The sequence below is a fragment of the Enterobacter adelaidei genome, from assembly GCF_041937165.1.
In the GTDB taxonomy this organism is placed as follows: Bacteria; Pseudomonadota; Gammaproteobacteria; order Enterobacterales; family Enterobacteriaceae; genus Enterobacter; species Enterobacter adelaidei.
In genome coordinates this window covers 77,093-97,807 of the sequence record NZ_CP154353.1, presented here as the reverse complement: position 1 = coordinate 97,807, position 20,715 = coordinate 77,093, and the positions used below count along the sequence as shown (strand labels likewise).

28 protein-coding genes and 1 pseudogene are annotated in these 20,715 nt (G+C 49.9%); 24 read left to right on the top strand and 5 right to left on the bottom strand.

Features of this window, described 5'->3' with window-relative positions; translation table 11 throughout:
• Nucleotides 1-69 precede the first annotated feature (69 nt).
• On the top strand, nt 70-666 hold the full coding sequence (gene slmA, locus AAHF05_RS00530; RefSeq protein ID WP_108089320.1) for a nucleoid occlusion factor SlmA: 597 nt from the start codon (nt 70-72) through the stop codon (nt 664-666).
• Nucleotides 667-707: 41 nt separating this feature from the next.
• Here the strand turns inward: slmA and pyrE are convergent, their stop codons facing one another.
• Together pyrE and rph are read right to left on the bottom strand one after the other, a co-directional pair.
• Nucleotides 708-1,349 carry an orotate phosphoribosyltransferase gene (gene pyrE / locus AAHF05_RS00525; protein WP_129324341.1) on the bottom strand — a complete coding sequence of 214 codons (642 nt, stop codon included), beginning with the start codon at nt 1,347-1,349 and terminating at the stop codon, nt 708-710.
• Between the two features lie 67 nt (nt 1,350-1,416).
• Nucleotides 1,417-2,133, bottom strand: coding sequence for a ribonuclease PH (gene rph / locus AAHF05_RS00520; RefSeq protein ID WP_028017853.1), 717 nt, complete (start codon nt 2,131-2,133; stop codon nt 1,417-1,419).
• Between the two features lie 125 nt (nt 2,134-2,258).
• Here rph and AAHF05_RS00515 point away from each other — a divergent pair, with 125 nt between their 5' ends.
• The 7 genes from AAHF05_RS00515 (at nt 2,259) to AAHF05_RS00485 (ending at nt 7,386) form a co-directional block, all read left to right on the top strand.
• On the top strand, nt 2,259-3,122 hold the full coding sequence (locus tag AAHF05_RS00515; RefSeq protein ID WP_028017852.1) for a YicC/YloC family endoribonuclease: 864 nt from the start codon (nt 2,259-2,261) through the stop codon (nt 3,120-3,122).
• 189 nt (nt 3,123-3,311) lie between these two features.
• On the top strand, nt 3,312-4,571 hold the full coding sequence (locus tag AAHF05_RS00510) for a site-specific integrase (protein ID WP_129324390.1): 1,260 nt from the start codon (nt 3,312-3,314) through the stop codon (nt 4,569-4,571).
• Nucleotides 4,572-4,665: 94 nt separating this feature from the next.
• Nucleotides 4,666-5,619, top strand: a complete 954-nt coding sequence (locus AAHF05_RS00505; RefSeq protein WP_002436690.1) for a hypothetical protein — start codon at nt 4,666-4,668, stop codon at nt 5,617-5,619.
• Between the two features lie 113 nt (nt 5,620-5,732).
• Complete coding sequence (locus tag AAHF05_RS00500) at nt 5,733-5,936, top strand: AlpA family transcriptional regulator (protein ID WP_129324342.1); 204 nt, start codon at nt 5,733-5,735, stop codon at nt 5,934-5,936.
• A complete protein-coding gene (locus AAHF05_RS00495; RefSeq protein ID WP_129324343.1) occupies nt 5,936-6,370 on the top strand; it encodes a hypothetical protein in 435 nt (144 codons plus the stop codon). The genes AAHF05_RS00500 and AAHF05_RS00495 overlap by 1 nt, the downstream gene beginning before the upstream one ends.
• 13 nt (nt 6,371-6,383) lie before the next feature.
• The gene (locus AAHF05_RS00490) at nt 6,384-7,214 is read left to right on the top strand and encodes an antA/AntB antirepressor family protein (RefSeq protein WP_129324344.1); all 831 of its coding nucleotides are present in this window, start codon (nt 6,384-6,386) and stop codon (nt 7,212-7,214) included.
• Nucleotides 7,207-7,386 (top strand): DUF4222 domain-containing protein, encoded by a 180-nt coding sequence (locus tag AAHF05_RS00485; protein ID WP_129324345.1) that lies wholly within the window; start codon nt 7,207-7,209, stop codon nt 7,384-7,386. Before AAHF05_RS00490 ends, AAHF05_RS00485 begins: the two co-directional genes overlap by 8 nt.
• A 427-nt stretch (nt 7,387-7,813) precedes the next feature.
• Here the strand turns inward: AAHF05_RS00485 and AAHF05_RS00480 are convergent, their stop codons facing one another.
• Complete coding sequence (locus tag AAHF05_RS00480; RefSeq protein WP_374936424.1) at nt 7,814-7,948, bottom strand: YlcI/YnfO family protein; 135 nt, start codon at nt 7,946-7,948, stop codon at nt 7,814-7,816.
• On the opposite strand from AAHF05_RS00480, the gene AAHF05_RS00475 reads away from it, so the two are divergent.
• The 13 genes from AAHF05_RS00475 to AAHF05_RS00415 all read left to right on the top strand — a co-directional run bounded on the left by AAHF05_RS00475 (nt 7,938) and on the right by AAHF05_RS00415 (nt 16,818).
• Complete coding sequence (locus tag AAHF05_RS00475; RefSeq protein ID WP_315969850.1) at nt 7,938-8,366, top strand: host cell division inhibitor Icd-like protein; 429 nt, start codon at nt 7,938-7,940, stop codon at nt 8,364-8,366. The two genes, AAHF05_RS00480 and AAHF05_RS00475, sit on opposite strands and share 11 nt — an antisense overlap.
• Nucleotides 8,359-8,553 (top strand): hypothetical protein, encoded by a 195-nt coding sequence (locus AAHF05_RS00470; RefSeq protein ID WP_079938915.1) that lies wholly within the window; start codon nt 8,359-8,361, stop codon nt 8,551-8,553. Before AAHF05_RS00475 ends, AAHF05_RS00470 begins: the two co-directional genes overlap by 8 nt.
• Nucleotides 8,550-8,750 carry a hypothetical protein gene (locus AAHF05_RS00465; RefSeq protein ID WP_129324346.1) on the top strand — a complete coding sequence of 67 codons (201 nt, stop codon included), beginning with the start codon at nt 8,550-8,552 and terminating at the stop codon, nt 8,748-8,750. The genes AAHF05_RS00470 and AAHF05_RS00465 overlap by 4 nt, the downstream gene beginning before the upstream one ends.
• Nucleotides 8,747-9,010, top strand: a complete 264-nt coding sequence (locus tag AAHF05_RS00460; RefSeq protein ID WP_079938913.1) for a nicotinic acetylcholine receptor subunit beta — start codon at nt 8,747-8,749, stop codon at nt 9,008-9,010. Before AAHF05_RS00465 ends, AAHF05_RS00460 begins: the two co-directional genes overlap by 4 nt.
• The gene (locus tag AAHF05_RS00455; RefSeq protein WP_129324347.1) at nt 9,007-9,228 is read left to right on the top strand and encodes a hypothetical protein; all 222 of its coding nucleotides are present in this window, start codon (nt 9,007-9,009) and stop codon (nt 9,226-9,228) included. Before AAHF05_RS00460 ends, AAHF05_RS00455 begins: the two co-directional genes overlap by 4 nt.
• On the top strand, nt 9,225-9,788 hold the full coding sequence (locus AAHF05_RS00450) for a hypothetical protein (RefSeq protein ID WP_079938911.1): 564 nt from the start codon (nt 9,225-9,227) through the stop codon (nt 9,786-9,788). The genes AAHF05_RS00455 and AAHF05_RS00450 overlap by 4 nt, the downstream gene beginning before the upstream one ends.
• On the top strand, nt 9,788-10,390 hold the full coding sequence (locus AAHF05_RS00445; protein ID WP_374936423.1) for a hypothetical protein: 603 nt from the start codon (nt 9,788-9,790) through the stop codon (nt 10,388-10,390). The genes AAHF05_RS00450 and AAHF05_RS00445 overlap by 1 nt, the downstream gene beginning before the upstream one ends.
• A 9-nt stretch (nt 10,391-10,399) precedes the next feature.
• Entirely contained in the window at nt 10,400-10,744 is a 345-nt protein-coding gene (locus tag AAHF05_RS00440) for a hypothetical protein (RefSeq protein WP_061066847.1), read from the top strand.
• Complete coding sequence (locus AAHF05_RS00435; RefSeq protein WP_061066848.1) at nt 10,737-13,550, top strand: TOPRIM and DUF927 domain-containing protein; 2,814 nt, start codon at nt 10,737-10,739, stop codon at nt 13,548-13,550. The genes AAHF05_RS00440 and AAHF05_RS00435 overlap by 8 nt, the downstream gene beginning before the upstream one ends.
• Nucleotides 13,551-13,889: 339 nt before the next feature.
• Nucleotides 13,890-14,189, top strand: coding sequence for a PerC family transcriptional regulator (locus tag AAHF05_RS00430; protein WP_104445827.1), 300 nt, complete (start codon nt 13,890-13,892; stop codon nt 14,187-14,189).
• 69 nt (nt 14,190-14,258) lie between these two features.
• Nucleotides 14,259-14,534 carry an HGGxSTG domain-containing protein gene (locus tag AAHF05_RS00425; protein ID WP_200008102.1) on the top strand — a complete coding sequence of 92 codons (276 nt, stop codon included), beginning with the start codon at nt 14,259-14,261 and terminating at the stop codon, nt 14,532-14,534.
• 317 nt (nt 14,535-14,851) lie between these two features.
• Nucleotides 14,852-15,034 (top strand): hypothetical protein, encoded by a 183-nt coding sequence (locus AAHF05_RS00420; RefSeq protein WP_061066849.1) that lies wholly within the window; start codon nt 14,852-14,854, stop codon nt 15,032-15,034.
• The gene (locus tag AAHF05_RS00415) at nt 15,031-16,818 is read left to right on the top strand and encodes a lytic transglycosylase domain-containing protein (protein WP_061066850.1); all 1,788 of its coding nucleotides are present in this window, start codon (nt 15,031-15,033) and stop codon (nt 16,816-16,818) included. The genes AAHF05_RS00420 and AAHF05_RS00415 overlap by 4 nt, the downstream gene beginning before the upstream one ends.
• Nucleotides 16,819-16,875: 57 nt before the next feature.
• On the opposite strand, the gene AAHF05_RS00410 is transcribed toward AAHF05_RS00415, so the two are convergent.
• Nucleotides 16,876-17,337: a hypothetical protein gene (locus tag AAHF05_RS00410; protein ID WP_061066851.1), complete on the bottom strand. Its 462-nt coding sequence runs from the start codon at nt 17,335-17,337 to the stop codon at nt 16,876-16,878.
• Between the two features lie 809 nt (nt 17,338-18,146).
• On the opposite strand from AAHF05_RS00410, the gene AAHF05_RS00405 reads away from it, so the two are divergent.
• The 3 genes from AAHF05_RS00405 (at nt 18,147) to AAHF05_RS00395 (ending at nt 20,196) form a co-directional block, all read left to right on the top strand.
• A complete protein-coding gene (locus AAHF05_RS00405; RefSeq protein ID WP_061066853.1) occupies nt 18,147-18,398 on the top strand; it encodes an excisionase family protein in 252 nt (83 codons plus the stop codon).
• Between the two features lie 339 nt (nt 18,399-18,737).
• Entirely contained in the window at nt 18,738-19,859 is a 1,122-nt protein-coding gene (locus AAHF05_RS00400; protein ID WP_061068782.1) for a site-specific integrase, read from the top strand.
• Nucleotides 19,860-20,010: 151 nt separating this feature from the next.
• Nucleotides 20,011-20,196 (top strand): hypothetical protein, encoded by a 186-nt coding sequence (locus tag AAHF05_RS00395; protein ID WP_061066854.1) that lies wholly within the window; start codon nt 20,011-20,013, stop codon nt 20,194-20,196.
• A gap of 209 nt (nt 20,197-20,405) precedes the next feature.
• Here the strand turns inward: AAHF05_RS00395 and AAHF05_RS00390 are convergent.
• Nucleotides 20,406-20,714: pseudogene (locus tag AAHF05_RS00390) on the bottom strand (hypothetical protein); the annotation flags it as partial.
• Nucleotide 20,715 lies beyond the last annotated feature (1 nt).

The window sequence follows — 20,715 nt, the reverse complement described above, 5'->3', positions numbered from 1 at the left end:
AGCCTCAGTTTGCGGTCGCTGTGTGGATGCCAGCCTGGCAAGTGCTTATTTTCAGGGGTATTTTGTAACATGGCAGAAAAACAAACCGCGAAAAGGAATCGTCGCGAAGAAATACTTCAATCTCTGGCTCTGATGCTTGAATCCAGCGATGGCAGTCAACGCATCACCACCGCGAAACTGGCCGCTTCTGTAGGCGTGTCTGAGGCGGCGCTATATCGTCATTTTCCCAGCAAAACCCGGATGTTCGACAGCCTGATCGAGTTTATCGAAGACAGCCTGATCACGCGCATCAACCTGATTCTGAAAGACGAAAAAGACACCACCGCGCGTCTGCGTCTGATTGTGCTGTTAATCCTTGGCTTTGGTGAACGCAATCCGGGCTTAACCCGTATCCTGACCGGTCACGCACTGATGTTTGAGCAGGACAGACTGCAGGGCCGCATTAACCAGCTTTTCGAGCGTATTGAAGCGCAACTGCGCCAGGTTCTGCGTGAGAAGAAAATGCGTGAAGGGGAAGGTTACAATACTGATGAGACGCTGCTGGCAAGCCAGATTCTGGCGTTTTGCGAAGGGATGCTCTCCCGATTTGTACGTAGCGAATTCAAATACCGTCCAACGGACGATTTTGACGCCCGCTGGCCGTTAGTGGCTACCCAATTGCAGTAACGCCGTAGGCCCGGTAAGCGTAGCGCTTCCGGGCAATAACATTACACGCCAAACTCTTCTCGATATGCGCGTACCGCTGCAAGATGGTCCGCCATCTCAGGCTTCTCTTCCAGATACGCAATCAGATCTTTCAGGGTGATAATCGACGTCACTTTACAGTTGTAATCGCGCTCCACCTCCTGAATGGCAGAGATCTCTCCGCGACCACGTTCCTGACGATCCAGAGAAATCAGCACGCCTGCAAGCGTCGCGCCATTGGCCTGGATAATTTCCATAGATTCACGAATTGCTGTGCCTGCAGTGATTACATCGTCGACCAGCATGACGCGGCCCTGCAACGCGCTGCCGACCAGATTTCCACCTTCACCGTGGGTTTTGGCCTCTTTGCGGTTAAAGCAGTATGGCACGTCGCGGTCGTGATGTTCTGCCAGCGCCACCGCTGTGGTGGTCGCAATCGGAATGCCTTTATAGGCCGGGCCAAACAGCAGGTCAAAATCAATCCCGGAATCCACCAGCGCTTCGGCATAGAAACGGCCTAACAATGCCAGATCGCGCCCGGTATTAAACTGCCCGGCGTTGAAGAAATAGGGGCTCTTACGCCCGGATTTCAGCGTAAATTCGCCAAACTTAAGTACCTGCTTGTTAAGCGCAAACTCAATAAACTGGCGCTGATACGATTTCATGGATTTGCTCCTTTGGTTTTTCTGTCTTACAGGCAAAAAAAAGGCGACTCATTGGTCGCCTTTAAAATCAATTTTCTAACGCCGCTTTCTGCGTCGTTACAATAGATTCGATTCCCCCTCGGGCCAGAGCCAGCAAGGTAAGAAGTTCTTCATGGGTGAATGGCTCACCTTCTGCAGTGCCCTGCACCTCAATGATGCGACCGTCTTCGGTCATCACCACGTTCATGTCCGTCTCGGCAGCGGAATCTTCCACGTATTCCAGATCGCAAAGCGCTTCGCCGTTAACGATACCCACGGAAACGGCTGCAACCATCCCTTTCATTGGATTGGTTTTCAGCTTACCGGCTGCAACCAGTTTATTCAGGGCATCGGCCAGCGCTACGCAGGCACCAGTAATCGACGCCGTACGCGTACCGCCGTCTGCCTGAATCACATCACAGTCAAGGGTAATGGTGTATTCACCGAGCGTTTTCAGATCAACGGCGGCGCGCAGCGCACGCGCGATCAGACGCTGAATCTCCATGGTACGGCCGCCTTGCTTACCCTTTGCCGCTTCGCGGGCATTACGGGTATGGGTCGCACGCGGCAGCATGCCATATTCAGCCGTGATCCAGCCCTGGCCCTGACCTTTCAGAAAGCGCGGAACACCTTCTTCAATAGATGCAGTACACAGTACTTTGGTGTCACCAAACTCAACCAGCACGGAGCCTTCAGCGTGTTTTGTATAGTTACGGGTCAGGGTGACGGGACGCACCTGATTGGCGCTACGACCTGCTGGACGCATGATGAATTCTCCGGCTTGAAACGAATGTGGCTGCGCATTATACGGATAAAGGACGCTTATTCCTATCCTGAGAAGCCCCCGAAAGCTATAATCCCCCCATCTCTCCTTTAAAAACGGGAATATCTATGATCCGCAGTATGACCGCCTACGCCCGGCGTGAAATCAAGGGTAGCTGGGGTAGCGCTACCTGGGAAATGCGCTCGGTAAACCAGCGCTATCTGGAAACCTATTTCCGTATGCCGGAGCAGTTCCGCAGCCTTGAGCCCGTCGTACGTGAGCGTATCCGTACGCGTCTGACGCGCGGTAAAGTGGAATGTAACCTGCGTTTTGAGCCTGATGCCAGTGCGCAGGGCGAACTGATCCTCAACGAAAAACTGGCAAAACAGCTCGTTAATGCAGCGAACTGGGTCAAAATGCAGAGCGATGAAGGCGAAATCAACCCGGTTGATATTCTGCGCTGGCCAGGCGTCATGGCCGCCGGTGAGCAGGACCTGGATGCCATTGCCGCTGAAATTCTCAGTGCCCTTGACAGCACCCTGGATGACTTTATCGTTGCCCGCGAAACCGAAGGTCAGGCACTGAAGGCGATGATTGAGCAGCGTCTTGAAGGCGTTAGCACTGAAGTAGCGAAAGTGCGCACCCATATGCCGGAAGTGCTGCAATGGCAGCGCGAGCGCCTGGTCGCCAAACTGGAAGAAGCCGAAGTTCAGCTGGAAAATAACCGTCTGGAACAAGAGCTGGTGCTGATGGCGCAGCGCGTTGACGTAGCTGAAGAGCTGGATCGTCTGGAAGCGCACGTTAAAGAGACCTACAACATCCTGAAGAAGAAGGAAGCTGTGGGCCGCCGTCTGGACTTTATGATGCAGGAGTTCAACCGCGAGTCGAACACCCTGGCGTCTAAGTCGATCAATGCCGAAGTAACCAACTCAGCGATTGAACTTAAGGTTCTGATTGAGCAAATGCGCGAGCAGATCCAGAATATCGAGTAAATATTTAAGAACTATCACAAAGACGCAAAGAACCAGCAAAGCCCGCATTTAGCCGGGCTTTTTGTTATTATGGGCTATCATAAAGACGCAACAAAGCGCATAGTTAAGGTGTACCCAAAGGTGTACCCAACGAGTTTTGTGTACATCACTTTGGGTACACCCTCTATTCAAAGTTTGGATATTCGCAAAATGCCAAAACTGACAGACATGCAGATCCGTGCGTGGATAAAAGCCGGAGAACGCTTCGAAGGACGCGCTGATGGTGGTGGGCTATACCTCCGATACCGACAGGTAGACCAATCCCCAAGCTGGAGATTTCGCTATAAGTTCGCTGGTAAGCAACGGGCTATGGTTATTGGCTCCTATGCCGAGCTCTCACTATCTAAAGCCAGAGAGACCGCCAAAGAACTAGCCGCCCGCGTTGCGCTTGGCTATGACGTGGCAGGAGAAAAACAGGAACGGAAAGCCAAGGCCTTGGCGAAGATGGAAGCAGAAAAAAACGCCATGCGCGTTTCAGATCTTGCCGCCGAATACTTTGAACGCCAAATACTGCCTCGCTGGAAGCACCCCGACATACTACGCCGCCGAATAGACAAGGATATAAATCCCCACATCGGGCGAATGAAGGTGGAGGACGTAAAGCCGCGCCATATTGATGACATGCTCAAAGCGATAGTAGACCGTGGAGCACCGACCATAGCGACAGACGTTCTACGCTGGACGCGCCGCATATTCGACTACGGAATCAAACGGCACGCTCTGGAGATTAACCCATGTTCCGCATTTGAGGTTTCGGACGCTGGTGGGAAGGAAGTTAGCCGTGACCGCTGGTTAACCCGTGATGAGCTAATCCAGCTATTTAGGGCCATGCGCACCGCAAAGGGATTCAGTCGACAGAATGAGATCACTTTCAAACTATTGTTAGCCCTATGCGTTCGTAAAATGGAGTTATGCGCCGCCCGCTGGGAAGAGTTCGACCTGGACAAAGGCATCTGGCACTTACCAGAAGAACGCAGTAAAAACGGGGACGCTATAGATATTCCGCTGGCACCACCAGCAGTTGAATGGCTAAGAGAGCTTTACACGTTCTCATGCAACAGTTCATGGGTATTGCCAGCCAGAAAGATGCAAAACAGGATGATTCCACACATTCAGGAAAGCACTCTGCCCGTGGCGCTGGCAAAGGTACGTGCAGAAATGCCGGACGTGCCGAACTTCACCATTCACGACTTCCGTCGTACAGCTCGTACACATTTAGCGGCATTGGGTATTGACCCGGTAGTCGCAGAAAGATGTCTAAATCACCGTATCAAAGGCGTAGAGGGTATCTATAACCGGCACCAGTATTTTGATGAACGCAAAGCAGCGCTGGCACAATGGGCCGATCTGCTGGTGGCCTTAGACAGTGGTGAAGATTACAACGTAACACCAATCAGAATAGTGAAGTAAACGGATAGATTGAGCCTAGCCCGACGGGGTGAAAAGCGGAGGCCTTACCGCCTGACTCAATCGCTCATTAAGGCATGGCGCGAAAGGTGACGCGATGACAAGGAAAAACGATAGCCAAAATGATGTAAATGTATGGAAACGTAACAATATTCCTGCATTAGAATTTTGCACTCTGCCAAGAGCCGCAGATCTGCTCAATTGCCATCTAAATGATTTAATTCATTTTATTCAAATTGGCGCTATTGAAATTTGTTTATCACTTCATGATTTTGAAGCGGCGCTATTTACACTTGGCCCTTGGGAAGAATCAAATGAATGGGAGGAAAAGTTTCCTCCTAAACTGATGACAAAATACACAAACAAATCACCTTTAAGCCTGTTTATGCCGAAAGCTGAATTTGATATGAATCCAGCATCAACCGTTCGAGTTAAGCGGTTTTATCAAAACAAAGACATTCCTGGGTTAAGGAAACCAATTTTATATCTTTCCGGACTTTGGGCATTATCAATAGGTTACCTGCCTTCTTCATTTTTCGGCGCCTTAAAAAATAATGAAGAAATCTCATTCACAGCTTTCAACCTCTCATTTAAAGAAGCAGATGTTCCATTAAGCGCTGATGATTTTGACAGTGATGACTACGTGGTTATGGCTCATCCATTAACAGAACACCTTTACTCATCTGGCTTGCTAAATGAAGCAGAAGTCAAACCGATTGCAACCATCACGGCAAACGATATTTTTGTTACCAGGTGTCAGATTGAAAAAGTATACAACTCTATTGGGAGGGATATACCAAATCTCATAAATGGAGGGGTTAGCCAACCTCAATCACCTGAAACAATGATAGAGAAACCAGTCAGAACAACAGCAAAACAGGCAGAGCTTATTGTCGCCTTACTTAAAGGCATTGGCTTAACCGATGATGATCTAGTCGGCAGCGTTTCACAGCTGAGAGCTAAAGCCAACAATAAAGTTAATGGACTACCATTCCCGGATGATGATAAGCCGCTGATTGAATGGTTGCGGAGAGGAGGAATCAGTCGATAACGGAATTATGATAATTCCGGGGAGTTTTCTGATAACTCCGATACATTACAATCAGTTGTGCCTATCGTATCTCGTAACAACTCAACAAGAATCAAAAAGAGGTTACGAGAAGCATGAACATAGAGACCATCCCCACCAAAGGTTATATACGACGCTTTCGCTTAGCTGAATTGCTGGGCGTTAGCGTATCTACTATCGACCGCAAAGTACGTGACGGCTCACTTCCTCGCCCGGTAAAACTAGGTGAAAAGATCACCGCATTTGACGCGGTAGAGATTCATAACTGGCTGGCAGAACGCCGCGGGGAGGTGGCGTAATGGAAAAGAAAAACCGCCCAGTACAGCAGGCGGCTAACTCTGATATTCGCGGATCCGATGTTACGCCACCAGCCCACTCTATTCAACAGATGAAGCGCACGCCGAAAAAGCATCGTGCCCGCGTCTATATGCTGCGCACCGGTGTAGAGGGATGGACAGAGAACGATATTCTTCGCTACTGCCGTCTTTCATCTGGCCGCAACTATGCGTCTGAAATCGAGCGCCGCCTCGATATTCAGCTTGAGCGTATCGATGAGAAAAACCCGGATGGCATTGGCGCACACCTACGCTACCGCTTTGTAAGCCGTGGTGATGTGATGCGAGTGATCCAGTTGGTTAACAACAACGCTGCCGCAGGTGGTTATCAGGGACTTACTCAGCCTGAAATAACCGACATCCTCAACCTCTACCCGGACGCATTCACCGCCGCATAACGGAGTCTGAAATATGAAACTCGAAAAAAGCCGATTCACTTCGGAGGCCGCCCCACAATCTAACGTAGGCCTGGGCGTAATTATCAATAACGACTTTGCCGCCATTGTGCCGGTTAATTCAGGTCTGATTGGCGGGCGTCAAACCAATATTGTGAGCGCCAGAGATCTGCATAAAGCGCTCGGTGTTGGCAAAGATTTCTCAACGTGGATCACCGACCGTATTACTGATTATGGCTTTGCTATTGGCAGTGACTACATCGTTAACAAGGCAATTTCCCCAAAATTGGGGAAAAGCCCTACTGGCGCGGCTTGCAGCCCGGTAACTGTAGGCAGACCGGGTAAGGACTATCTGCTGTCTATCAGTACCGCCAAAGAAATCGCAATGCTCGAGCGCAACGAACAAGGCCGAGCCGTTCGCCGCTACTTCATCCAGTGCGAGGAGGAGTTACAGCGCAGCGTACCGGAGATTGCCTCCCGTTATCGCCAGCATCTTAAAGCCCGCATCAATGCGGCTGGTCGTTTCACCGCTATGTGTGAAGCGCTTGAATTGGCGCGAATGGAGCAAGGTAAAGCCACCCAGCGCCATCACTACACCAATGAGAGCAACATGTTGTCTCGCATTGTTCTTGGTGGCCTGACAGCTAAGCAATGGGCGCAGACAAACGGTGTAGAGGGTGAGCCACGCGACAGCATGAACGCTGAGCAGCTAGAGCACTTCGCTTACCTTGAGAATACCAACATCACGATGATCGATATGGGCATGGAGTTTGATCAGCGCAAAGCGGAATTAACCCGCCTGTCACAGCGCTGGATGGCAAAGCATCTGGAGGTTGCTCATGACTAAGGCCACCAGCATCCCACGCCCGCAGCAGCGCTTTAAGGACGCACACGGCACTATAGTGACGGTTGAGAGTGTCATTTTTAACCGAGTTACATTTTACCGCGACGGATATCACTCACCATGCGTACAGCCGCTGGAACGCTTTACCAAAGAATTCCGGGAGGTAGCGCAATGATGGCTACCGTCCAGAACAAGGGCTTTCCACTGGCTGGCCTGTTAGCAAATGTTAACCCGCAGAACCTTATAAAACCCAATGTCGCGAACGGCTGCCTGTTATCAATTGTTATGGTTAATGGCTTAGCAAAACTTAGCCTGAACCTCACAAAACCTGACATCCACGCACGGGGAATGACGACAAATGATGACATTTTAAACCAAGAAATAATCACCTCTAAAAAGCTGATTGTGGGGAATAAATTCCCCCTGCTGGCTGGTGGTATGAACTGGATTGCTACCGTTGTGAACCGTTCCACATCGACTTTCGCGACAAATACGCGTGCGCTGGAAGATTTATTAGGGGTCGTTACGCGAGAAGGTGAGTATTCGGAGTCCATAAAAAAGGGCAGCCATAAGGCCACCCTTTGCAATGTTGCTGAAAAAAATCAAGCCTTAAGTTTGATTCCTTCTTTCCGCAGCCTATCGCGGCATGAGTCTTTAACCCAAGAACTGAAATTGCCTTGTCCAGCAACAGCGTTGATTTGCTCAAGTAGTTCATCCTCAAAGCGAATGTGCTTCATGGTGCTCCCCTTGCGATCGAACGCTTTTTTCTGCTTATCATCTTGCATTGGTAGTTACCAGTATTATAATGGCAATACAGATGGTAACTACCAGTTTGCGGTAATTCAATACCAATCTGTAAAAACGGCAAAGCCCGAGGGTGCGCTAACACCAATCGGGCTTCTAACCACCACCGATAGTAATAGTATCGAGGTAGCTATGAGCAATCGTACCACACACCCGCAAGGGCGGGATTCTTACACCCTTAAAAAATTCACATGGCGTTTTCTCGCTATCAACCGCCACGACAAAAAGGCCAAACCATGCCGCCTGTCTGTTGAGGCTGAAACTGAGCGCGAAGCACGCAGCATCTTAGCCCCGCATTTCATTCTCTCTTTGGCTGCCCGCCTGCCAGTTGTCGGAGGGAGCCATGCGTAAAAAACCATTGAAAAGCAGCATTGCGATTGCCCTCAGATCCATTGAGCAGGCTTCCGCTGTACTGATTGCTGTCCGCCACGCAGCCGGAGAAATGGAGCCTTGCGATATTTCAGACGCTATTGATGCGTGTTCTGGTTTGGTCAATGAGGCGCGTTGTGAGCTGGCAATTCTGGAGGGTGAAGAATGAATAAGTACCGTGTGTTAGTTAACTGTTTCGACCGTGCGGGCGCACCGATCCCATTGACATGGTATGGCAACGCCACCAGCCCCAGTGACGCAATCCAAAAAATGAACCATGAAGCGCAGAGCAATGGCTGGAGTGTTGGAAAAATCATTTGTGTACAGCAAAGAAAAATAAGTCAGGAAATGGAGGTCGCAGCATGAATATCAACGCAATCTATCGCCACCCGGCGGAACTGAATGCCGAAGAAATGCTAGCTCGTGAACATCCCTACCCCGAATCATTCGCGCTCGCCGAGCGTACCGTGGAACGAATGAACCGCGCCCGTACAGGTCTGGCTCATGTGATGACGGAGTTGCTTCCCGAACTCGACGAAGAACAGGGGGTAGTACTGAATTGCTGGTTAAACAAAATCCTGACGATTATCGATATTGCCCGTATTGATGCGGAGGGGAGAGCATGAGCCAGTTACAACTTATTGATGCTACCCGCCAGGTTGAGCAGGCACAGGCCGTTTTATCTATGTGGGTGGAGAGAACCCCACAATGCCCAAATCCAGAATTAACACGCCTTATCGGTTCAATTCTCACTTTACTGCATGGCGTTCCAGAGGCGATGAGCGAGGCAGAAAGCCAGCTGGCGGACTATGTGATGCGTGATTACCGGGAGAACAAGGCATGAATGAGATTAAAGCGATTCCTGAAGGAATAATTATCAACGGGAAGCTGCAGGCCTACTCGGACGTCATCAGTTTGTTTGAGAACGGCACATATGATTCCTGCCCGATTGATGCTTATCAGGCTTTACAGGAAATAAACGAGGCCCATCAGCGTGGCTGGGTAGATCCCGATATGGACCAGCAGATTGTTATGTGGCGGTGGCTGGTGGCGGGCATGTTCATCCGTGAACTTGCTAAAAACGGTTGTGAGTCAGAAAGCATCACGCCGGGTGAGGATAAATATTACACCTATGCAGGTGGCGGGATCCCTGTGCCTCTGAGGATGAGGAATGTGCGCAATGCGCTTATGTGCCTAGTGGAAACGCAGCTTCTGCAGATTTTGGGAGGTGATGAGGGCAGGGTTGCCTGCACAGAAGCCTACCGGGCAATGGTGACAAATTCCCCTGAGGATGGTGGCTTGATTTTGTCTGCCGAGGGCATGAGACAAATCACCGGCTTTTTGGATGCTTTTGTCACTATGGCTGTTACCGGCGCGTTCCCTGATAACCGGGCTATTCACTGATGGAGAGGACTATGAACTATCGCGCAGAAGCCACTCTGGAAGGAGTGAACATCATGACCCGCAATGATGCCGGGATTTCTGAACATGTTGAGTTGATCAGCTATGAGTGCGCCGTGGCGCGTCTGGTAGTGGGCGAATACGACAACAATCTGGATAAGGGTTTCGCGATACATCTTGCTGTAGCAGAAGGTGGCAACGTTGGATGGTTCGACTACACCGCACAGCACAATCTGGAGATGTGGCGCTGGCTGATTGCTGCCGCATTCATTGCTGAAATGAAGCACGAGAACGGCACAACCATTGTGACTGATTTAGACGGTACAACCTCATGGGCAGCTCTTTATTCCAATGGAGATACAACAATTCCGCTATATCCCTCAGCTGAAAGACTGGCGATGGCAAACAACATCGAGGGAGCCATGCTCGAGCGTTACGGTATTGAGCAAGGGACGGAGAATATAATTATTTTCTATCACTCCATGCTGGATGTTGAGCTGGGCGAGCTAACGCCGTTCGGGCGTGAAGTACTGGCAGAGCTACACGATCACTTTATTAACGATCTGGAAGTAAACGGCTGGCCTGAAACGCCAGTGACGCACTGAGGAGAGAGTATGATTACTAAAAACTTTCGACTGAATGCGCTGGCTAACCAGTATGCGGCGGCGCTGTATGACCATATTACAGCGACCAGCGGCGGTGATTATTTCATGATTGACGCAAATGGTGAGGCTGTTCGCGTGGAGGTTATCGGCGGTATCAAAGGGATACGTGACCTTGTTGATGGTTACGCACTGGAAGCACTCAAAGAGCATTATCCGGCAGCACAATGGGAAAGTATCGGGATCGCGTATCTGTCCCGGTACGTTGATGCTGAGGGAATTACGGATGACGGGATCAGCGCATGGACAAGCATGACTGCCGACATGGGCGCAACGGTAGGGGGAAATAATGCGTAATATCGACCTTATTCGTGAAGTGACCAGCGCCGCAGCGAACAACTGGCCTCATGTGCTGGCTGGCCTGAATATCGATGTTCCCGACTCGCCTCACCGCCACGCAGGATGTCCCGCATGCGGCGGGACGGATCGCTTCCGGTTCGACGACAACGGGCGCGGCGCTCACATCTGCAACCAGTGCGGTGCGGGCGACGGCCTGGACCTGATTAAGAAGGTGAACAACTGCGACACCACAGAAGCGGCGAAGCTTGCCGCTGGTGTGCTGGGTATTGATTCCCGGGCAGAGGAACAGGACGAAGTGAAAGCCAGCCAGAGGCGGAAGCAACTGGAGACTGAGAGCCAACGACGTGAGCAGGAGCGCCAGCAGCGGGCAGAAAATGACGCAACGCAGCGCCGGGCGACATTTACCCGTCTGTTTGATGGGATGCGTCAGAATGCCGCGCAGGGCGAATCTGAGTACCTTATTGCTAAGGGGCTGAGTGGATTCACCCTCCCCATTCTTACCGATGGATCAATCTTATTGCCGCTGGTGGACGAATCCGGCTTTGTAACTGCCGCACAGACCATTACGCCAAAGGGAGAAAAGCGACTCCTGACCGGTTCTGCAAAGCGCGGTGCATATCACGCCGTAAACGCACCAGAATCGCCGCAGAGCGTTTTAATTGCCGAAGGGCTGGCAACGGCATTGTCTGTTCACCTGATGCGACCTGACGCGCTGACAGTGGCAGCAATCGACGCTGGCAACCTACTCCCCGTAGCGGAAGTGATGCGCCGGAAACTCCCGGACGCAGAAATCATTATCGCTGCAGATAACGACCACCACGAAGACGGTCAACCCAATACAGGGAGGGAGGCTGCAGAAAAAGCGGCCTTATCAGTAACGGGATCGGTATCGCTGCCTCCGACAAGCAATAAAGCCGACTGGAATGACTACCATCAGCAAAACGGGCTGGAAGCGTCTGTATTAGCTTTTAAAGAATCTGCATATCAGCCGCAGGCGGAAACTCAGGACAACAAGATCACAACAAGAAATTGTCCCGACAACGGCAAGATTACGGCAATGGATTTACCTGATGACGGTAAGAACACGGTAAGTGAACCGGGTGATAAAGACCCATTAAAACCCCGAATTGAAAGCCGGGATGATGGCGTTTTCTACGTATCTCCAAAGGTGGATAAAGACAGCGGGGAGATTATCAACAATGAAAGCTGGTTGTGCTCACCGCTGGAAGTTATCGGCACCGGGCGAGACGACAAAGATCAGTACCTGATTATTCGCTGGCTGGCCTTTGGCGCAGATATCCCGACTACCGCAGCAATCCCCCTGGCCGATATTGGTGAGCGTGAAGGCTGGCGCACCCTGAAAGCTGGAGGGGTGAACGTCACAACCAAAAGCAGCCTACGGGCGATTCTGGCCGACTGGCTACAGCGCAGTGGTTCCCGTGATTTGTGGCGCGTGACTCACGCTACCGGCTGGCAATGTGGGGCGTACATCATGCCAGACGGGGAAATCATTGGTACGCCAGCGCACCCCGTTTTGTTCAATGGGCGAAGCTCTGCCGCCGCCGGTTATACCGTGCAGGGTACCACTGGTAGTTGGCGGGATGGTGTGGCACATCTGGCCTTCGGCAACTATTCCATGATGACCGGGATCGGCGCAGCTCTCGCAGCTCCGTTAATCGGGCTGGTGGGCGCGGATGGATTCGGGATCCACTTTTATGAACAATCGAGCGCGGGCAAGACCACTACGGCGAACGTGGCAAGCAGCTTATACGGCAATCCAGACTTACTCCGCCTGACGTGGTACGGCACAGCGCTGGGGCTGGCAAACGAAGCAGCCGCCCACAATGACGGGCTGATGCCACTGGATGAAGTTGGACAGGGTTCAGACCCTATAAGCGTGTCACAGTCTGCCTATGCGCTGTTTAACGGCGTGGGTAAATTGCAGGGAGCTAAGGACGGCGGGAACCGGGATCTAAAACGCTGGCGTACTGTTGCCATCAGTACTGGTGAGATGGATTTAGAGACCTTCATCGCCACCGCCGGACGCAAAACCAAAGCAGGCCAACTGGTTCGCCTGCTCAATATTCCGTTGAGTAAGGCGGTGCGCTTTCATGAGCATCAGAACGGCAAGCAGCATGCTGACGCACTGAAAGACGCATATCAACACCACCACGGCGCAGCCGGGAGAGAGTGGATTAAGTGGCTGGCAGACCACCAGCAGCAGGCTATTGATACTGTCCGTGAGTGCGAGGAGCGCTGGCGCAGTCTGATACCTGCCGACTATGGCGAACAGGTACACCGTGTAGGCGCTCGCTTTGCCATTCTGGAGGCCGCTTTATTGCTGGGCGAGGTTGTTACCGGGTGGGACGCTCAGACGTGCCGTGATGCGATACAGCACAGTTATAACGCATGGGTAAGAGAGTTCGGCACAGGTAACAAAGAGCATCAGCAGATAATCGAGCAAACGGAAGCGTTTTTAAATGCGTATGGGTTGAGCCGGTTCGCACCATTCCCATACAGCCCTGCAGACCTGCCTATAAAAGACCTTGCCGGGTATCGACAGAGAGGGGAGCACGAGGAAAGCCCGATGATTTTCTACACTTTCCCCTCGGCTTTTGAGCAGGAAATCGCGAAGGGATTTAATGCTAAACAGTTTGCTGAAGTCCTGAAAAGCTCAGGAATGCTCAACCCGCCCACCAGCGGGCGCGGATACCAAAGGAAATCGCCACGCATTCAGGGACGGCAATTTAACGTGTATGTCTTGAGTTACCAGCCAGAGGAATACAGCCAGCAAGAAGAATAATTTTTCACATACGTAGTTTAGGTGTTGGTTCAGTTAGTTCAGTTGGTTCAATTTGTAATTATCGTTGTTTTATAAGGTTTTTTATTTTCATTTTGAACCAACACTGAACCAACAAATGACCTGATTGAACCAACACTAGCAGGTCGAGACATTCTTCCTGGCTGGGAGTGAACCAACAGATAGCCCCGCTGAACCAACACAAAATCGCCGATGTTGGTTCAGCAAAACCCAGTGTTGGCGCGGGCTGGTGGGCAGTGAACCAACTGAACCAACTGAACCAACACTATTTCTGCTTATTATGCGAAAAAGTTAAGTGTGAACGTTGAGGGAAATATATTGATGGCGGAAGTACGTGATAGCAAAGCCGAGGCTCTGGAGGAAAAAGGACTCTACCGTCGAGCGGCTGCAAGGTGGATGGAAGTTATGCAGCTATGCACTGACGACGACGATCGGGAATGGATAATGCGACACCGTGAAGCGTGTCTCGAAAAGGTAAAGCGACCCCCGGTCAAAGTTGATGACTTTGGCGATCTCCACAAAGCCGCAAAAGAAACACAGCATCGCATGGGGATAGCTCAACCGAACGGAGATGCTTTCAGACTTCCAGCCAGTAAAGGCCGCTCACAAGGGCGTGGGTAGCGTCACATGGAGGGGATTACGTCCCCTACCTCATGAGAGGGTGATAAAACTTCACATTCGGAGATAAAAATGGCTGATGAACATCGTCGTAAGCGCTATCGGGAATGGGCTAAATCGCCATTTGGAACAATGCCATTTCCGGAGGAATGCCGAGGCATGACCTGTGGAGCGAAAACCCGCAAAGGAACGCCGTGCAAGCTGACATCTCTCTACGGATCCGGGCGTTGTAAATTACACGGAGGCATGAGCACTGGAGCAAAAACGCCGGAAGGTAAAGCGAGGCAGTTAGAAGGCTATCGCCGCTGGCAGGAAAAGCGGCGTCAGACCACCAGCAAAACAGAATAACCCTAAGGTTACACTAAGGTTCGCGGTGTCGGTTCGCAGACAGGTTCGCACCTGAACACCTGCAAAATTTGTACTGTTCTTGACGGATTCAGAACCAGAACGACGCAGAAGCCGCGCCAGAAGCAACGCTGGCGCATAAATGTGATTTGAGTCGTCAAAAATTTCAGTCTCTCCATTAAGCACGACTGTTTCCTTATCTGTTAATCAATTCCCCTTCTGGTAATGATCGAATTTACTCTTTCATTAATTGCAATAAATATGGTGATCGTTTCATTTATTGCAACTAAAATAACTGTATAAATATCAGGAGGTGGTAAATGTCTAAACAAAGCGTCAAGCCTGTATTGCTCAGTGATGCGCAGTTGCAGGCCATTCGAAATATTCAGGAGCAACAGCGCAAACAGTCAGGGCTCGGGGTTGCGCCCTCTATTCATGAAATCGCTCGTGGGCTGGTGGATAACGCACTGGCGATGCACGCAAAAATGAAGGTGTCCGCATGATTATTAACGAGTTGGCCTACAAGGTCACAGTAAAAACAGATGAGTTCCTGCATGGAAAGCGAAAGGTACAGGATGAAGTCAGAAAACTAAACCAGGAGTTGTCCCGCTCGGAAAAAGAGCGAGATAAAGAACTAAAAAAACAGCGGGAAGAACTCGAGAAATTCGGTAAATCCGCCGCCTCCGCTACACGCAACGTTATGGCAGCCGCTGCCAGCTTTCTTGGGCTAAGTGCCGGGCTTTACGGCATCAAACAATTATTCACCTCAACATCAAACGAAATTGTCCGAGCCAGCAATCAGGCCAAGTATTTCGGTACTGATGTGAATAAGTTATTCGGTGTCCGCCGTGGATTCCAGCAGGCGGGCCTTAATGCTGACTCGTTCATCGGCGCTTCCGGTAACGCACGTATGGCGCTGGCTAACATCAAAGATCCGACAATCTTTGGTGGGCTCACCGGCGCGGCGCAAAACCTGATGGTGTTGGGTGCGCGTACCGGCCTGAACATCAATAACCTTGGCGACCCTAACAAGGCGCTGGGGGAGTTTACCCGCTACGGCAAATCCCATTCTCAGGAAAACCTGATGCAGGTGATGGCGGCAGCCGGATTCGACCCGACAGACGCAGCCAAGATTAAATCTGGAGAGCTAAAGTCTCTGGTCGATTCTGAAACGAAGAAGTCGAACATCACCGCCCAGCAGGTCAGGGAGCAGGAAAGAGTAGCTGTTACACTTGGGCAACTGGATTCACAGTTCACGCGACTGAAAACAGATTTAGCGATCGCCTTTGCCCCTGATGTCGTTAACGGAATGAAAGCGTTTGGCTCATGGATTGAGAAGAACCACGGCAACATTATCGGTTTCTTTGATGATGCTGGTAAGACCGCTAAGCGATTTACCGAGGCCGTAGGTGGTGCTGAAAATGCTCTCAAGCTTCTGGCTGCTGCTTATGTGGGAAGCAAGGTAACAGGAGCTGGCATTCCTCCTTGGTTGGCTGGTTTGGTTGCGTATGGCACATACCTTTATAACGACCAGGACAACATTAAGGACAGTGCTGAATCATCATTAAGCTATACAAAGCGAAATATCGGTGATGCTGCAAGAGCTATTGGGTTTGATACTGATTATGGTCGTAAGCCCGGCACCGTGATGGGGGATAATATTCAGTGGGATATCCCCGGGGCTACTGAAACACTACTTGATGCCATCAGAAAGGTAGAATCTAGTGATGGAGCGAAACTATATAGTCATAAAGGTGCTGTCGGTGAGTATCAGTTTATGGCTGATACAGGCAGAGAGATGGGCTTGCGTGTTGATGACCAAGTTGACGACCGACTTGATCCTGAAAAATCACGAGCGGCAGCACAAATCTACATGAGTAAGCTATTAAAGAAATATGACGGTAACCTTGATAACGCTTTAATGGCTTATAACTGGGGGATGGGGAATGTTGACAAGTGGATCGCCAACGGAAGCGACCCAGCAAAATTACCAAAAGAAACTAGGGATTATACGGGTAAAATTCGTACAGCAATGGGGCTGAGCGATGCAAATAACTCGATTGGCACAGATAGATATCGTGACTACTATGCTACGCAAGCCAGGCTGGCCAATGGCTCTTCCAACCAATCCTATGCGCAGAGTGTTGTGAACAACTACAACAGCCAAAACATAGGAGAGGTAAAGGTTAGCGCGACCACCGACCAAGCCTCAAAGCTAGCTGAAGGGTTTAAAGAGATGAATCGACGCGCATCAACGAATCAGGCATTTTCAAGCAGCGTCAATTGATAAGCTGGTGGGTTGGGTGGCGTGCTAATAAATCTCATCATTGATAATGAGAGCGAATTATTTTTTATCCAGCGGGACACCCATGCCCCTCTTTGTTACATCAGCTTGCTGTTGTAGATATTTATAGTCACCAGCAGCACGAACCACTTCTGACATAGCTTGCTTGTATTCGTTTAACAGGTTGGTAAAAATGTATCTTTGCGTATCGGTTGTTAATGGGCTGGAGATGTTCTTATTTACCCAGTCTTCATAATGCTTAACTATTTTTTTATACCCATGCGAAGCTAATTTGGGGTCGCCGTTCGCCCCTTCTATCAGCCATTCGCAATCATCCATCACTTTATCGTTGAAAGTGCTTCCCGCGATTCTTTCCACATTTGCGTCAAGCTTATCATGGGCACTTGCTGTAATAGCCGCACAGGCCATCATGATGGTGTCCGCAGTAGGAGCAGAAGCCGCACTTTTACAGAAGCTGAATCCAGCGATTATGGAAACAGCAAAGATTGATAATCTGTTCATTTCATATCCTTGAATGTTTTCCAGAAGCATAACGTTATTGACGCAGAGAAAATAGCCACTCGGATATCAATGTGGCCAATTGCAAAGAAGGCTCATATCGCCTGTCGTGGATCGTGGATACTAGACTGCCTTGACGGATTATAAGCTGGAAAACCTGAGCGTAAAAAGCTGTTATACATCCCCCAGCATTCTGGTTCGCAGTACGCAGTCTGGTACGCAGCAAAAGTACCCATAAGCGGTGCGTACCACTCAGTATTACCTTTGCAAATCTCACCTCCTACACTTCTAGTGATGGCCCACCCTCCACCAGCACAATCGAACAAAATCCTTTAGATGGGGGCAGGCGACAATGCGCTTTAGAGGCGCTGGTGAAACATGTGGCGCTTTCCCGTAAAAAGTGCCACATGTTAGTAGGGACCGTGTCGCACTTTTTTAAGAAAACTGTAACAGGTAACACTTAATGATTTTTCACCGGGTTGAACGAAATGGCGTAGCTGGTGGTAGGTGGAGGTTGCGTGAGAGATTTAGATCCAGTGCTAATTACCAGAGCAGATATTCAGAACATGCTTGGCGGCATTTCCCGCACAACCTTCTATCGCATGCGTCAACGATGGAAACGAGAAGGTACGCCATTCCCGGAACCCGTTAACGACATCATGCCACCAAAGGGCGGAACACTATACCGGCATAAGGAGGTTATGGCGTTTTTCAAAGCTAAGGGGTACCTGTAGCCGGGATTACGCTCACACCACAAAAATAATTTTCTCTATATGCTGTAGTTGGGATAGGTCGATTTTAAAGGCAGATTTATGTCAGATAAAAGCATAATCCAACTAGTTCCCAACAAATGGGTTTCTGAAGAGTTATTGATGGCCATCACCGGCCTGACAAAGAACGCGATCAAATCAGCACGTACACATTCATGGATGGAGGGACGAGAGTATCGGCACTACTCAGGGGACTGCCAACCCAAGGAGAACTCCCCTATTCTTTACAACCGACACGAAGTCGATAATTGGGTTGAACGCCAGCAGCCAGCCAGGCCAAGAGCTAAAAAATAGTAACCCTACACGCTGACCACCAGCGCAGAGAATCAACCTCACGTTTAATGGATGATACATAGGGTCACTTTTCGCCAATAAGTGACCCTATGTTGAAACTGCATAGGGTCACTTTTTTTAAAAGTGGCACTATGAGGCAGAATGCATAGGGTCACTTTTTATAAAAAAGTGGCACTAGATATATGTATAACTATCTTATGAAACCGCACTTGTGGAAAGCGTATTTTTGTTAATTGGCATTAACTAACGATAGGCGCTGGTTAACATTCTTAAGTGGTAAGCATGGGCTTACTGGTCGCCTTAATCCGCCCCATCACCTTTATGACTGTGAGGTTACTTATGCCGATCTTTCGAAGAGGAAATATATGGTATTGCGACTATCAGACTCCTGATGGGAAAAGGAGGAGGAGATCACTAAAAACCTCAGATAAAAAGCTAGCGGAAGAACTCCATGACAAACTGAAATACGAGTCCTGGAGGATTGCTAACTTAGGCGGCTTTCACATAGCCACTTTCGAGGATGCTTGCGCAAGATGGATTAAGGAAAAGGCAGAGAAGAAAACGCTTCGGGACGATAAGAGCCGGATTGCCTTCTGGATGGAGAGCTTTGCAGGTAAAACGCTTGATGAGATTACGGAGGATAAAATCTACAACGCAATTGAAAATATGACTAATCGCCGGCATACAGAAAACATAAAGAACAGTATTGCGGCCATGAAATTGGCAAAGTTACCCACTCCATTGTTTATCCCCCGCAAAGTAGCTACCGCGACTAAAAACACTCATTTGGCATTTCTTAAGGCCATGTTGAGGAAAGCGTTTTTTGAGTGGAAATGGATTACAAATGTACCCTACATCCGCCTGTATCCTGTTAAAAACAACCGCGTTCGTTGGTTGCTACCACATGAAGCACAGAGGTTAATCGAAGTCTGCAATGAGCCCTTAAAATCAGTTGTCGAATTTGCGTTGGCAACTGGGCTAAGGCGTTCGAACATCATCAATATGGAATGGAAGCAAGTCGATCTAGCACGAAGTGTTGCATGGATAACTGCGGAAAACTCCAAAACAGGCAAAGCGATCGGCATAGCTCTAAATAAGACCGCCTGTAGCATTCTTGAGCGTCAAAAAGGCAATCACCCATGCTGGGTCTTTGTACACACGAAAGCAAAGCCAAAACCAAACGGAGAAATGACCCCATCGGTGAGAAGAATGCGTGTTGATGATAACAACGGATGGCGCTTGGCACTGGCCCGGGCGAGAATTGAAGATTTCCGTTTCCACGATCTGAGGCATACATGGGCCAGCTGGTTGGTTCAGGCTGGAGTCCCATTATTTGTTTTGCAGGAAATGGGCGGTTGGGAAAGTCTCGAAATGGTCAAGAGATATGCGCATTTATCACCAACACACTTGGCAGAGTATGCTTGCAGGCTAGATGAGATCTTGCCGCACACTAGGGACTAGCTTGTTAACGCTGGCGCAAACAAAGAGGTATCCACTTAAGCAGTGGTTAATGACAGTAAGCAGCTAGGCCAAAAAAGAGTAACCATGCCAACCGTGAGTTATCTCATGGATGACAATATAATACCGGGCACCACCAGCATGGGGACAATTGATGACGCCACGAGAGATCGGATTGCTGGCTATAGCAAAGCTTGAGCATGACGGCCACCAGCTTACTCCTGCAGATCAGCGGGAAATAGAACGCACTGTTAACGCCGATATAGTCCGGCGCACCAAGTTCCGGGATATGATGAGAGCACCGGCCTACCAGTGGAAGAAGCCCGCGCCACGGCGTTGATTAATCTATTGGGTTTTATGGGATAGCTTCCATTGTTCGTAATCGCTTAGCAACCAGCGCGAGCTTCTGCCGAACTTCATTGGTTGGGGAAGATTGCCTTTTTTGATTTCTGCATACAGAAATGTTTTACCCATTCCAGAGTCTTCCATCATGTAACGCATGTCTATCAAAGATGTTGGTTCTAGTTGTCTGCCCATGCGTGCCTCTACTTAAAGGTTGCTAGCGATGGCCGCTTCTAACTTTTCTGAATTGCTCCCCTGCCGCTTCCACGGGCTGTAGATGTCTTTATCCCGAGCCTTGCCTGCTTTAGTCTGATAACCGGCCTCATTCAGGCGTTCAGCGATGATGAGACCATTATCTAAGCCCTCATGGATAGTATCGGCAACAATAGCGATTACAACCGCTTAATTATATGGGGTGGGCGGGATTCCCTACTTACCTCCAGCCAGCGCTGCTGTTTCCATTCGCTCCACCAGCGCCAGCAAACGCGACTGAAGATTGCTCTCTGGCTGGTTCATA